Annotated in this window: 14 protein-coding genes and 1 tRNA gene; 8 read left to right on the plus strand and 7 right to left on the minus strand. The window is 39.4% G+C overall.

Annotated features, from left to right (window positions below; genetic code table 11):
- Nucleotides 1-38: 38 nt before the first annotated feature.
- Both VB694_RS10980 and cobT read left to right on the plus strand, forming a co-directional pair.
- Nucleotides 39-773: a DUF2232 domain-containing protein gene (locus VB694_RS10980; protein WP_323360409.1), complete on the plus strand. Its 735-nt coding sequence runs from the start codon at nt 39-41 to the stop codon at nt 771-773.
- 124 nt (nt 774-897) lie between these two features.
- On the plus strand, nt 898-2022 hold the full coding sequence (gene cobT / locus VB694_RS10985; protein ID WP_323360349.1) for a nicotinate mononucleotide-dependent phosphoribosyltransferase CobT: 1125 nt from the start codon (nt 898-900) through the stop codon (nt 2020-2022).
- Here the strand turns inward: cobT and VB694_RS10990 are convergent.
- Nucleotides 1999-2373 (minus strand): hypothetical protein, encoded by a 375-nt coding sequence (locus VB694_RS10990; RefSeq protein WP_323360350.1) that lies wholly within the window; start codon nt 2371-2373, stop codon nt 1999-2001. The genes cobT and VB694_RS10990 overlap by 24 nt on opposite strands.
- Before the next feature lie 466 nt (nt 2374-2839).
- Here VB694_RS10990 and VB694_RS10995 point away from each other — a divergent pair, with 466 nt between their 5' ends.
- Nucleotides 2840-3991 carry an extracellular solute-binding protein gene (locus VB694_RS10995; protein ID WP_323360351.1) on the plus strand — a complete coding sequence of 384 codons (1152 nt, stop codon included), beginning with the start codon at nt 2840-2842 and terminating at the stop codon, nt 3989-3991.
- A 19-nt stretch (nt 3992-4010) separates the two neighbouring features.
- Here the strand turns inward: VB694_RS10995 and VB694_RS11000 are convergent, their stop codons facing one another.
- Nucleotides 4011-4559: a hypothetical protein gene (locus VB694_RS11000; RefSeq protein WP_323360352.1), complete on the minus strand. Its 549-nt coding sequence runs from the start codon at nt 4557-4559 to the stop codon at nt 4011-4013.
- Nucleotides 4560-4854: 295 nt separating this feature from the next.
- On the opposite strand from VB694_RS11000, the gene VB694_RS11005 reads away from it, so the two are divergent.
- The 4 genes from VB694_RS11005 (at nt 4855) to VB694_RS11020 (ending at nt 6434) form a co-directional block, all read left to right on the plus strand.
- Complete coding sequence (locus VB694_RS11005) at nt 4855-5091, plus strand: DNA-directed RNA polymerase subunit omega (RefSeq protein WP_323360353.1); 237 nt, start codon at nt 4855-4857, stop codon at nt 5089-5091.
- Between the two features lie 178 nt (nt 5092-5269).
- Nucleotides 5270-5785 carry a hypothetical protein gene (locus VB694_RS11010; protein WP_323360354.1) on the plus strand — a complete coding sequence of 172 codons (516 nt, stop codon included), beginning with the start codon at nt 5270-5272 and terminating at the stop codon, nt 5783-5785.
- Between the two features lie 80 nt (nt 5786-5865).
- Nucleotides 5866-6231: a DUF1818 family protein gene (locus VB694_RS11015; protein WP_323360355.1), complete on the plus strand. Its 366-nt coding sequence runs from the start codon at nt 5866-5868 to the stop codon at nt 6229-6231.
- Nucleotides 6232-6360: 129 nt separating this feature from the next.
- A tRNA-Pro gene (locus VB694_RS11020) sits at nt 6361-6434 on the plus strand.
- Between the two features lie 9 nt (nt 6435-6443).
- Here VB694_RS11020 and VB694_RS11025 read toward each other — a convergent pair.
- From VB694_RS11025 to VB694_RS11045, 5 genes are all read right to left on the minus strand, one after another.
- Entirely contained in the window at nt 6444-7058 is a 615-nt protein-coding gene (locus VB694_RS11025) for a 5-formyltetrahydrofolate cyclo-ligase (RefSeq protein WP_323360356.1), read from the minus strand.
- Between the two features lie 113 nt (nt 7059-7171).
- Nucleotides 7172-8116 carry a GDP-L-fucose synthase gene (locus VB694_RS11030; protein ID WP_323360410.1) on the minus strand — a complete coding sequence of 315 codons (945 nt, stop codon included), beginning with the start codon at nt 8114-8116 and terminating at the stop codon, nt 7172-7174.
- Nucleotides 8117-8217: 101 nt separating this feature from the next.
- Nucleotides 8218-9297 carry a GDP-mannose 4,6-dehydratase gene (gmd, locus tag VB694_RS11035; protein ID WP_323360357.1) on the minus strand — a complete coding sequence of 360 codons (1080 nt, stop codon included), beginning with the start codon at nt 9295-9297 and terminating at the stop codon, nt 8218-8220.
- A gap of 394 nt (nt 9298-9691) precedes the next feature.
- On the minus strand, nt 9692-10450 hold the full coding sequence (locus VB694_RS11040) for a sugar transferase (RefSeq protein WP_323360411.1): 759 nt from the start codon (nt 10448-10450) through the stop codon (nt 9692-9694).
- Nucleotides 10451-10562: 112 nt separating this feature from the next.
- Nucleotides 10563-11705, minus strand: coding sequence for a glycosyltransferase (locus tag VB694_RS11045; protein WP_323360358.1), 1143 nt, complete (start codon nt 11703-11705; stop codon nt 10563-10565).
- 289 nt (nt 11706-11994) lie between these two features.
- On the opposite strand from VB694_RS11045, the gene VB694_RS11050 reads away from it, so the two are divergent.
- Complete coding sequence (locus VB694_RS11050; protein ID WP_323360359.1) at nt 11995-12927, plus strand: NAD-dependent epimerase/dehydratase family protein; 933 nt, start codon at nt 11995-11997, stop codon at nt 12925-12927.
- Nucleotides 12928-12958: the final 31 nt, after the last annotated feature.

Here is a 12958-nt window from a genome sequence, read left to right on the forward strand (position 1 = left end):
GCCAAAACAGACATGATAGGTGTTTAAACAAACATGATATGAGTATTTTAGATTCTCTGCCAGATGAACCGGAAGAAGATCCATCCCCTGAATCATCAAATCTTAGTCATCAGTTAGAACCACAAAAACAATTAAAGCACTCCCAACTTAAGGTTGAGACACCGTTGAGAATGGTGGAAACGGCTTTTTTAGCCAGTACGGCCAGCTTGATTTGGTTCATTAATTTCTATTTTCCTTTTGGCCCAGTGCTACGAATATTTTTTCCAGTCCCCATCGCTTTAGTTTACTTGCGCTGGGGTAAACGTGCTGCATGGATGGCTGCTATTACTTCTGGGTTACTGTTGGCTGTACTGATGGGACCAGTTCGTAGTATGTTGTTTGTGATGCCTTTTGGCTTGATGGGTGTGCTATTGGGAGCAACGTGGCATCGTCGTGTACCGTGGATAGCATCAATTACTTTAGGTATGCTTTTGGGGACTTTAGGTGTGTTTTTCCGTTTATGGTTACTGTCGGTGCTATCTGGTGAAGATTTGTGGGTTTATGTGATTAACCAGGTGACAGAAATTATTGAATGGTTATTTCTAAAATTGCAAATATTGGCAACTCCAAGTGTGTTTTTTATTCAAGTAGGGGCAATGCTCTTGATTGCATTTAACAACTTGATTTACTTGTTTGTCGTACATCTGGTAGCATGGTTGCTTTTAGATCGTCTGGGAAATCCCATTCCCCGCCCCCCACGCTGGGTACAAGTGCTTATGGATTATGAAGGTTAGTGACTGGGGACTGGGTACTGGGTACTGGGTACTGGGGTGAATAACTTTCACCCGATTCCCGATTCCCGATTCCCGATTCCCGATTCCCGATTCCCGATTCCCAATCCCCAATCCCCAATCCCCTATGATTAAGATTTATACACAACTTGCACAGGGTGAAGCATGGGTAAGACGTTATCGTGGTAGTTTACCTGTGTTTGCTTGTGTTTTAGGTTTTACAGAAACTTGTTTAATTCCAGGTATTTCCGCAGCTGGTTTGACTCCAGATGATCGAAAATATACAGCTTGTGCTGATGCGGAGTTTTTGTATTATGGTGCAGCACATCAGCCTCAATATCCCCTGCCACCTTTGACTGCTGGCGCTTCCCCGGTGCTAATTTCTCGTGCTGTGGTAGCAGAACTAAATATACCTGTTTATTTATTTAATGCGGGTTTAGCCTCAATTCCATCTGTACCATTAATTGATTTGGGTGGCACGGTGGCTAGGTGTTTAAGTACAGGTGCAGCTATGGAAATAGGCACGGTAAAACATTTGCTAGAACAAGGTTTACTTTGGGGTTCTCAACTCAGTGCTAATAATCCACAGGGATATCTAATTTTAAGTGAGTGCGTTGTCGGTGGGACTACAACGGCTTTGGCAATTTTAACTGGGTTAGGTATTGATGCCGCAGGAAAAGTTAACAGCAGTCATGCTGTTTGTAATCATGTACAGAAACTTTCTGTAGTACAAGCTGGTCTGGAAAAATTTAACAGGTTTACTAATCCTCTGGAACTTGTGGCAGCGGTAGGTGATCCTATGCAAGTTGTGGTAGCTGGAATGGCGATCGCGGCTAGTCGTCGTTGTGGAGTTTTGCTGGCTGGTGGCACACAAATGCTGGCTGTTTATGCTTTATTGCAAGCGATCGCTCAAGCTTACGATTTATCTTGGCAACCAGAAGCAATAGTTATTGGTACAACTCGTTGGGTAGCAGAAGACACTACTGGAGCTACGGTTGATTTAGCCCTCAGCTTAGGCACAAATAGCATGATTCGAGGTCAAGAAACTCCGCCCCTACTAGCTACACAGTTAAGTTTTGCTAATTCTCGTTATCCCCAACTTCAAGCTTATGAGCAGGGTTTTGTTAAAGAAGGTGTTGGTGCAGGATCAGCCTGTATAGCCGCCTATCTAAGTCAAAATTGGCAGCAAGAACAACTTTTAACAGCTATCGAATCGCAATTTAAAGAATTAATTAATTCTTTGTCGCATTAATTGTTCTTCTAAAGCCGCAATGCGATTATATGCTGCTGTTAATTGCGCTGTTAGTCGTTGGAGTTGAATTTCTGGCGTTATTTGCTTATCTCCAGCTTGCAGATTCATCTCTGGATAAATCCCATCCATTAAGACATCCTTATGCTCTAAATCAGAAGTGAACCTCAGCGGATGTTTTAAGTTTAAAGGTTCAATTTCAAGATTTTCGGGATAGTTATCTGCTAGTTGTTTTTGCTCTAAAAAGCAGTCAGATAAACCCTGAGACAGTTTCCTGTCAAGGTTTTCAATCACATGATATAGAGCATCTACTTTATCTGTTAAAGTCAGTATTTGTTTTTGTAGTGACTCCATTTAATACCTTGATTCTAAAATAGTTTCTCTATGTTATTCAATTTACTGCTAATGTTAAAAATACTTATGATTTATTTAATCTTTCATATTTTTTTGCTGAGATGCTCAATAAATTATTAATTATTATATAGGACTCATATTTGAATTTTGAAAAAATCTAAGTATTTGTAGGGTGCGTCAGACTGCATAAATTCTATCAATAAACAGATTTGTTATATCTGACGCACCCTACGTATCGTTTCATAAATCAAATATTATCCCTCTATATGTTATGTATAGAAATTTATAAATGGTAAAAGTATTACCAAAAAACTGGGTTTAAAGCCCCGTCCTTCATTATCCCTTAATAAGTTAGATCAAGCATAGCCCCCTGCTCGGAAATAAGCAAGTTTTGGAAATGTAATTTTGGCAATAAGTACAATAAAATAGTGGGGCAAGATATGAATCGTTTGACAATTAAACATCAATGGATCGACGATCTTTTTTACTGGGTACAAGCGGACTAGCTATTTCTCAAATGCTGATTGGATGTGCTGGTAATAAACAGATAGCATTCAATGTCAAGTTATTAAAAGGTTCGATACCTGGTCATGTGGTTAATCAGTTTCGTAAAAGTTTGCAATCAGAATTAAATTTAAAGTTTGTCCCCATTAATCAGATTGATGATTTATTTAAACAGTTACAAACTTGGCAACAACCAGCAGCTAATAGTAAAGAAGGATGGAGGAGTTTTATTCCACTTAGTCAAAATCAAAAAGTATCTAAATCTGACTTGGTGACATTGGGAGATTATTGGTTAAAAGCAGCTATTGAACAGAAACTAATTCAACCACTAGAAACAGAACAAATTAAACAATGGTCGGCTTTAAATCAAAAGTGGCAACAACTAGTAAAACGGGATGAGCAAGGTAATTTAAATCCTCAAGGACAAGTTTGGGCTGCACCTTATCGCTGGGGTAATACAGTCATTGTTTATAATCGCGAAAAGTTGCAAAAATTTGATTGGCAGTTAAAAGATTGGGATGATTTATGGCGGAGTGAGTTGCGATCGCGAATTTCTCTTCTCAATCACCCCAGAGAAGTAATTGGTTTGGTTTTAAAGAAACTCGGAAAATCCTATAATACAGAAAATCTTGCTGAAATTACTTCCTTAGAAACGGAATTACAAACATTAAATGAACAAGTAAAATTTTATGATTCTACTACCTACCTAGAACCTCTCATCCTTGGAGATACTTGGTTAGCAGTGGGTTGGTCAAATGATGTTATACCTGCACTCAGTCGTTATCCCAAACTTAGTGCAGTAATTCCCCAATCAGGAACAGCAATTTGGGCAGACTTATGGGTACGACCGGCAGGAGTTGATAAAAATAATTTACTATCTGAATGGGTCAATTTTTGCTGGCAACCAAAAACAGCTAAGGAAATTACTATCTTGACTAAAACTAATACGCCAATTGTCACAAATATTACTGCTTCTGATATTTCAGAACCCTTACAAAACCTCTTATTAACTAATCAGGAATTGTTTGATAAAAGTGAATTTATCTTACCATTATCAGCAACAGCAATAAAGCAATATGAATCTTTATTTGCAAAAATGAAAAATCCAGCCTAATGCTGCTAAAAACTGATTTTTAATTACCAAATTTATCTAGAGTTTGACGTAAACCTATTTTACTCTGATTACTCATTTGGATATTGCATAAATCTGGCATTATATCCAGATTACAAGTGTAAGTTGCTAACATTTCTTTTTGATAATTGAAAACTCGGATATTATAGCCGAAGTTCCTAGCTGTGAGACCTAAGCGGTTGACAAATCTATACCTTTCCAGGTAATCTAATAAACTCCAAATTTGCTGATTCACGATCAAGTCCACACGAGCTAATTCTTGTTTAGAAGTTGGATATGCTATCCAGTTATCTAAAAGTTTGTTTTCAGAGGTTTCTTTTGCCCACCATAAACTAGGGATGGTTAAAGTTTCTGGGTTAATAGTATTAGCTGTGATTACAGAACCTTTGGGCTGAGTTAATAAATTTAGTTCTAGTGGTGCATTGGAAGGAAGGGGTATATTTTCATCAGCCCGTGAGGCTAGGATGGGTAACATAGAAAAAGCAGCTAGAGTCAAACTGAGTGTTAGTGACAGGGATTGCTGGGGAGTAATGAGCTTGTTTCTAGACATAAGTAAATTTGAAAAAACTATTGTATGTATTTATAATATATTTGATTTATATTAGGACTTACGCAAGTGCCACACCAAAAATCTGTTGTAGGGTGCGTCAGACTGCATAAATCCTACAAATAAACTTATTTTTGATATCTGACGCACCATACCAATATGCCAGTTGCGTCAGTCCTGTATATCCTTTTTTCTATAAAGGTGGTGGACTTTGTTTTGAGGACTTTGAAAATGCTGATTTCTGATAGCTAACTAGATATACTGCTAAACTGTTGTAGAATCCCAACAATCACTAATTATGCTGAAACGCTCTAAATTCGAGACAACACAGTCTCAGATAATGCACAAATCCGAGGAGCTTATTAGCGCCGCATCAAATCGCTATCGGATTACAGTTCAAGTAGCAAATCGTGCCAAGCGTCGGCGTTATGAAGACTTTGAAAATAATGAAGATGGCATGATGAAACCTGTACTCAGAGCAATTATTGAAATGTCTGATGAACTAACTCAGCCAGAAATTATCGGAGAATTGTAATTTATTGATGCTGGGAATTGGGTATTAATTTCCAGTTCCTAGCTTCTTGATGGTTATACTCCAAACGGCTTAATCATTTGATTCTATAGGTAGGGGTAATTCATGAATTACCCCTACACATCCAGGGTTTTCCTAATTTTAGAAAAGTCCAAGTCCTAACCGTATTTAGTATAAAAAAATGAAAAAGAAAAAACTTTTATTTTTACGCTTCAATTTAGGACTGATCATCACCTTAATAACAGTGAGTGTAATAGTTTTGGGTTTAGGAAACTCACATTTTCATAGCATTCCACCTGCTGTAGCGCAAAGAATTAGCCCTAGTGATGTTTGGCGATTAGTGTATCAGCAGTTACCAGACTTACCAAAACAAAACCAATATAGCAGTAAAGATACTGGGAAGGTTGCCGAAAATAACACCCTAGCTAGTCGATTGATTCGCTATCACATTTATGTTAAAGGTAGATCCCCTATATATCGCTTAGATTGGAAACTAACTTTGGCTGATTATTTGGATGCAAATGAAACAATATATGAAGCATCTTATCCTGGTAATGATTCTTTAAAGCAAAATCCGCTAGACGGCGATCGCACCACCATAAAAAAACTTACTCGCAATCAACGCAATAACCTGGTACAAACCTTGGTTGATATATTTAACACAGGGAACAAGGAACAGGGAACAGGGAACAGGTGACTGGGGGAGAATAGCTAATGACTAATAACTAATAACTAATGACTAATAACTAATGACTAATGACTAATGACTAATAACTAATGCAAAAAGTGATTAAAAGCGGAACTGGTTGGCGTATAGGGTGGAACCCAGACGCACCAGAATTTAAAGGTTTAGTTGGTACAGATAGTTGGGCAATTGAATTAACCGAAATTGAATTAAACGACTTTTGCCGCTTATTAAATCAGCTTGCAGATACCATGAAGCATTTGTCCGCAGAATTAATGGATGAAGAAAAAATCGCCTGTGAAGCCGAAAGCGATTTATTATGGATGGAGGTAGAAGGCTATCCCCACTCCTATAGTCTGCGTTTCATCGTTAATACAGGGCGATGTGCAGAAGGACAATGGGATGCTAATGCTATACCGGGTTTAGTGCAAGCTACAGGAATGCTGAAAGTTTTTTGATAAAAGGCTTGCTATTTTTTAGAACCTTGTGTTATTCTCGTAAGAGTGACTTAATTAAGTTTAGATTCACAAATTTGGAGAAAATCCCCAATCTAAAACCTAAAATTGAGAATCTAAAAATTAAGTGAACGGGGCGTAGCGCAGCTTGGTAGCGCGCCACTTTGGGGTAGTGGAGGTCGTGGGTTCGAATCCCGCCGCTCCGATTTGGAAAATTAATAAAGAATTGTTTCAGTGACAACACCCTGTAATGGTTTATCCCAATTATCACAGGGTAGTTGGGCGAAATACGCAAAATCAAAAACTACTCCCATCGTTGGTATTTTAGACCAAGCGGGAGAACTCAATAAACGGTCATAATATCCACCACCATAACCTAAACGGTATCCTTGGCGATCGCAAGCCACACAGGGAACAAGAATTAAATCGACTTCTGTAGGGTCTATAATTGGTGCTTCTGGGTGTGGTTCAGTAATACCATAATCACCAATGTGAAGTATATCATCAGGTTGCCATAAGTGCCAGGATAGAGACTTACCAACACAACGGGGAAAACCCCAACGACGCTGAGAGTCGGTAAACACGGGACTAAGATCAGGTTCTTGACGAAAGCTGAAATAGGCCAGTATGGTGGTTGCTTGGGTAAATAAAAGTGAATTTTGGAGTTGTTCAGAAATGCGATCGCTCTTTTGTTTCCATTCTTGAACAGTCATAGATTGACGTGTTTTGAGCAACTTACGGCGAAGTTCCGTTTTGTTTAGTTGTGAATCTATTTTTAGCAATGTGAAGTTTTCGATGTTTTTAATATCTGCTATATATCTCGTTCCCATACTCTGTATGGGAATGAATTCTCAAGGCTCTGCCTTTGATAATACCAGAGTCAGAGCCTCTGTGATGACATTCCCAGTCGGAGACTGGGAACGAGATAACGAGATATATTGAACTAAGCAGCGTTTTGACGATACCACTCAATGGTATTTTTTAGCCCTTCTTCAAAGCTTACCTGAGCAGTAAAACCAAAAGCTTCCTTAGCTTTCTCAGTATCTAAACAGCGTCGTGGTTGTCCGTTGGGTTTGTCGGTTTCCCAAACAATTTCCCCTTCATACTCCATCAAATCACAAATCAGATTAATCAAATCCTTGATCGAGATTTCATAACCTGTCCCCAAATTAATTGGTTCAGAGTCGTTATAGGAAGTCGTACCCATAACAATACCCCGTGCAGCATCTGTAGAATAGAGAAACTCGCGGGTAGGAGAACCATCACCCCAAACAGGAAGTTGCTTATCTCCCTTAACTTGCGCTTCGTGAACCTTGCGGATCAAAGCTGGAATAACATGAGAACTACTGGGGTTAAAGTTATCTTCAGGACCGTATAGGTTCACAGGTAGTAGATAAATACCATTAAAACCGTACTGCTGACGGTAAGATTGCAGTTGTACTAAAAGAGCCTTCTTAGCTACTCCATAGGGAGCATTAGTTTCTTCTGGATAGCCATTCCACAGGTCTTCTTCTTTAAAAGGGACTGGGGTAAATTTAGGATAAGCGCAGATAGTACCAACACAGACGAATTTTTCTAAACCTGCTTGATAGGCAGCATGAATTAGCTGAGTTCCCATCATCAAGTTATCGTAAAACAACTCTGCGGGTTTTGCGCGGTTTAGACCAATTCCACCGACATGGGCAGCTAAGTGAATGACAATATCTTGTTGGTCAACTGCACGTTGGCAATTTTCCCAAACTCGCAAATCACAATCATGCGATCGCGTGACTGTAATTTTATCACGGTCAGCCCCAGCTTTGGATAGTTGATCTATCACTTGACGGCCTAGAAAGCCTGAACCACCAGTGACAAGAATGCGTTTATTTTTTAGCTCTAAGCCAGTCATTCGATTTTGGATTTTAGATTTTGGATTCATTCTGCGGAAGTTAGAGGGGTTGATTAACATCAATGAACTATCAATCATAGTTTTACCCCTGGTGGTTTAAATCAAAAGTGGAGAGCGCCTAATTCCTGACGGATAGTAGCAATATCTTGGGGTTGTAGTGAACCATTGCCATTAGGCGAAGTGTGACCCAATGCCTGTAAGTCAGCTTCTACCATCAATGCTACCAGTTCTTTAAAGGTTACTGAAGGTTTCCAGCCTAACTTTTGCTGTACCTTAGTAGGATCACCAATTAACAAATCTACTTCCGCCGGTCTTAAATACCGTTGATCAAATTCCACATAATCTTCCCAGTTGAGATTCACATAACCAAATGCTAATTCCAGAAACTCCTTAACTGAGTGAGTTTCACCAGTAGCAACCACGTAATCATCTGGCTGTTCTTGTTGCAACATCAGCCACATGGCTTTGACGTAATCTTTGGCATAACCCCAGTCCCGCTTGGAATCCAGATTGCCCATATAAATACTTTTCTGTTTACCAGCGACAATACGCGCAACTGCTCTAGTGATTTTTCGAGTCACAAATGTTTCACCACGTCGGGGAGATTCATGATTAAAAAGAATGCCATTACAAGCAAACAAATTGTAAGATTCTCGATAATTGATTGTTTGCCAGTGAGCGTAAACTTTAGCACACGCGTAAGGACTGCGGGGATAAAAAGGTGTGGTTTCATTTTGGGGTACTGCTTGCACTAAGCCATACATTTCTGAAGAACCGGCTTGGTAAAATTTGACTTGAATCCCTGTGCGTTGTTGATAGTCACGGATAGCTTCTAATAAGCGTAGAGTTCCCATGCCTACCGCATCTACTGTATATTCTGGTGAATCAAAGCTGACTCTGACATGAGATTGAGCGCCCAGGTTATAAATTTCTGTAGGCTTAACTTCTTCTAAAATCCGGCGCAGTGTAGTACCGTCTGTCAAGTCACCATAGTGAAGTAACAATTTTACACCCTCTTTATGAGGATCTTCGTAAATATGGTCAATGCGGTCTGTATTAAATGTGGAGGTACGGCGAATAATCCCGTGAACTTCATAACCGTTTTCTAGTAAAAATTCACTCAAATATGAACCATCTTGACCGGTGATACCAGTAATCAAGGCTCGTTTTTGTTCAGTCATATCTAATTATTCCTTGATTTTGATGTTGTAAAATTTACAGACTATCTCAGGCAAATCAGCAAGTCATTACTAAAATTGCCTGATGATAAATATACAAGCCTTAATTGCTATCGAAACTTAAATGTAAACCAATATACTGAATAAAAAGCACTTTAACAAGTAAGCTTCTGATTATCTAAATCAAAATTATTAGTATAATTTGATAATTATTCTGAATTTTGTCCCAAATTTCATTAATTATAGATTTTTATGAAGATTCCATAAAATTTACAACAGAAGCCAGCAGTCAGTAGTCCTTAGAAAAAGAAAGCCGGAGGAAAGACTGAACTCCTGATAGCGGAGCGTGGCGTAAGCCATACTCCTGATAGCGGAGCGTGGCGTAAGCCATACTCTATCAATATGCTCCGTTATTTTTAGGTATGATGACTACATCTATTGTTTTCAGGATAATCCGTAAATCCAGCCCAAAATTCCTGAATTTGACATATTGTAGGTCTATTTGAACTCGCCGGGGGTAAGGAATATCATTACGTCCAGAAACTTGCCACAATCCAGTAATTCCTGGACGAATGGTTAAAATTTCATCAATGTGACAGCCATATTTTGGTAATTCTTCAGATACTAAAGGGCGTGGGCCAACAACACTCATATCCCCTTTTAAAACGTTCCAAAACTGAGGAAATTCATCTAAACTGGTAATTCGTAGGAAGTGACCTATTTTAGTAATTCGAGGGTCTTGTTTGAGTTTAAAAGTGGTGGTAAATTCCTGGCGCAACTCCGGGGATGTTTCCATCATTTGAGCAAGGATTTCGTCTGCATTAGTCACCATTGTGCGGAATTTAATGCATTTAAAACGGCGATAGTTTTTACCAACCCGTTCTTGGATATAAAAAATCGGACCTTCTGAACTGATAGCAATCAGTAAGGCCAAGATTATGTATATCGGGAAAAACAAGATCAAAACCGACAGTGAAAACGCAATATCGAACAGTCGTTTGGCAAACTCTCCGTTTAAACCTTGTAAAACCAAACCTCTAGGTTGTAACTGGGGAGGTTTAGGTTTTTGTCCACGTTTTGCTAAAGTACGCGTTGAGGCACTAGCATCTTTACGTGGATATCGCTTGCCGGAGAGGAGTGAACTCTGGGCAGTCATCATACTCCTTAATAATCCACACCACACATAGTCCCGATCTTAAAGCTAAAAGGCAGTGATTCTGGGGTAAAATTCCCAAAAGCCTGGAAAATAAATCCAAAAATCCTGACTATTACCTCAGGGAAGGTCTTTCTTCTTGACACTGATTAAGAAAATCTAGATAGCGATCTGCAAAAACCTGTGTAGAAAACTGAGTTGCGTGCAATTTTATATACTCATATTTTAAACAATCCTGATAGGCTTCAAATTTTTCTACCGCATCAACTAAAGCTGTTACGGTTTGTTCTTTAAAGAATATACCTGTTCCTGTCTCCATACAAGTACGAATATCTCGCACGGTTTCTAAAGCACCACCAGCACCGTAAGCAATAACTGGAGTGCCACAAGCTTGTGCTTCTACCAAAGCAATGCCAAAATCCTCACAGGCTGCATATATGAAAGCTTTAGCATGAGACATATATGTTTTTACCACATTCTCTGGTTGCCATCCAAGTATTTGGATATGAGGATTTGCGATCGCTTGCAGATTTTTCATTTCCGGTCCTGTACCAATCACAACCAATGGTCGTTTTAGCTGATTAAAAGCCTGGACAATCAAGGATACTTGTTTGTAACTAACTAATCGGGAAACGATCAGATAAAAATCTTCCTTGTCAGGGGAAAACGGCAAGTTTTCGATATTTACTGGTGGGTAAATGACTTTTGCTGCTCGTCGATAACAACGCCAAATCCGCCGGGCTGTATGCTGGGAGTTGGCAATAAAGTAATCAACGCGGTTGGCGCTCAATACATCCCATTGACGTAAACTGTGCAACAAATATCTTGTTATCCATCCCATCCCGCCTTTTCCTAGTTTGCTTTGGTTGAGATAATCAAAGGTCAAGTCCCAAGCATAACGCATTGGACTATGGCAGTAACAGATATGCAGTTGATCAGGATTGGTCAGAATGCCTTTGGCTACTGCATGGGATGAAGACAGAATGACATCATATTGGCGCAAATCTAGTTGTTCAATTGCCAATGGCAACAAAGGTAGGTATTTTTGTACACCTTGGCGGGCTAATGGTAAATGCTGAAGAAAGGTCTTACCAATCTGACGCTTGTAGAGATAACTTTCAGGATTGCTGGATTCAAAATCTATCAGGGCATATAAATCAGCATCAATGTGATTTAAAATTTCTCTGACTACGAGTTCTGAACCTCCTGTGGCTTTGGGTGTAAGCCACTCATGAACTAAAGCATATTTCAAAGGCACAACTAAGTTTACGGGGACTGGGGACTGGGGATTGGGGATTGGGGACTGGGGACTGGGGACAAAAATTTTAGATTTTAGATTTTAGATTGGAGTTCGTGAAATACAATCCAAAATCCAAAATCCAAAATCCAAAATCCAAAATTGTATCACCAATCACCAATTCCCTGTTGTTCTTGATTAAGTAGGAGAAGCTATCCTACCAAAAGATGTTCCACGATGATACTGCAACCTGATAACCTCAAAGACAAGGGTGATTTTGCCACCCAAGTTACTGAGGAATTGGGATTTTATGCGTATTCTGGTTATTGGTGGAACTCGGTTTATTGGTGTCTACTTGACTCAGCTACTGGTGGAAGCTGGACATGAGGTGGTGTTGTTCAACCGTGGTAATCATCCAGCACCTGATGGTGTAGGACAAATTATAGGCGATCGCACTGACTCTAGCCAATTAAAAGCCAAGTTATCACAAGAAACCTTTGATGTCATTTTTGACAATAATGGTCGGGAACTTGCTGATACTCAACCGTTGGCGGAAATTTTTCACGGACGGGTAAAACATTTTGTTTATATGAGTTCGGCGGGGGTATATCTGAAATCTGATCAAATGCCCCATATTGAAGGTGATACTGTTGATCCGAAGAGTCGTCACAAGGGTAAGCATGAGACGGAAGCTTACTTACAACAGTTGGGAATACCTTTTACTTCGATTCGTCCGACTTATATTTACGGACCACAGAATTATAATCCTTTAGAAAGCTGGTTTTTTGATAGAATTGTCCGCGATCGCCCAATTCCGATTCCTGGAAATGGGATGCACTTTACCCAACTAGGTCATGTTCAGGATTTAGCACAGGCCATGGTGCAGGTAATTGGTAATGAAAAAGCCATTGGACAGATTTATAATATTTCAGGCAATCGCTTTGTCACTTTCGATGGTTTAGCCCGTGCTTGTGCTGTTGCTGCTGGTAAATCTGCCGATGATCTGAAAATCGTCCATTACGATCCGAAAAAGTTTGATTTCGGCAAACGTAAAGCTTTCCCCATGCGCGTACAACACTTTTTTGCATCAGTAAATAAAGCCATGACAGAATTAAATTGGCAACCGAAATATGATTTAATTTCCGGTTTACAAGATTCTTGGCAAAATGACTTTTTAGCCAGTGGTGCAGATAAAATAGAAGTTGATTTTTCCGTAGATGATGAGATTTTGAAAGCCGTGTAATTTATTTTTATCAAACAGGGTTTAGCAATGC

Origin of the sequence: Anabaena sp. UHCC 0451, assembly GCF_034931405.1 — a bacterium.
In the GTDB taxonomy this organism is placed as follows: domain Bacteria; phylum Cyanobacteriota; class Cyanobacteriia; order Cyanobacteriales; family Nostocaceae; genus RDYJ01.

Coding starts and splice junctions, on each gene's coding strand:
- VB694_RS10980 (WP_323360409.1), top strand. CDS start 39: ATGAGTATTTTAGATTCTCTGCCAGATGAACCGGAAGAAGATCCATCC.
- cobT (WP_323360349.1), top strand. CDS start 898: ATGATTAAGATTTATACACAACTTGCACAGGGTGAAGCATGGGTAAGA.
- VB694_RS10990 (WP_323360350.1), bottom strand. CDS start 2,373: ATGGAGTCACTACAAAAACAAATACTGACTTTAACAGATAAAGTAGAT.
- VB694_RS10995 (WP_323360351.1), top strand. CDS start 2,840: ATGGATCGACGATCTTTTTTACTGGGTACAAGCGGACTAGCTATTTCT.
- VB694_RS11000 (WP_323360352.1), bottom strand. CDS start 4,559: ATGTCTAGAAACAAGCTCATTACTCCCCAGCAATCCCTGTCACTAACA.
- VB694_RS11005 (WP_323360353.1), top strand. CDS start 4,855: ATGCTGAAACGCTCTAAATTCGAGACAACACAGTCTCAGATAATGCAC.
- VB694_RS11010 (WP_323360354.1), top strand. CDS start 5,270: ATGAAAAAGAAAAAACTTTTATTTTTACGCTTCAATTTAGGACTGATC.
- VB694_RS11015 (WP_323360355.1), top strand. CDS start 5,866: ATGCAAAAAGTGATTAAAAGCGGAACTGGTTGGCGTATAGGGTGGAAC.
- VB694_RS11025 (WP_323360356.1), bottom strand. CDS start 7,058: ATGGGAACGAGATATATAGCAGATATTAAAAACATCGAAAACTTCACA.
- VB694_RS11030 (WP_323360410.1), bottom strand. CDS start 8,116: ATGACTGGCTTAGAGCTAAAAAATAAACGCATTCTTGTCACTGGTGGT.
- gmd (WP_323360357.1), bottom strand. CDS start 9,297: ATGACTGAACAAAAACGAGCCTTGATTACTGGTATCACCGGTCAAGAT.
- VB694_RS11040 (WP_323360411.1), bottom strand. CDS start 10,450: ATGACTGCCCAGAGTTCACTCCTCTCCGGCAAGCGATATCCACGTAAA.
- VB694_RS11050 (WP_323360359.1), top strand. CDS start 11,995: ATGCGTATTCTGGTTATTGGTGGAACTCGGTTTATTGGTGTCTACTTG.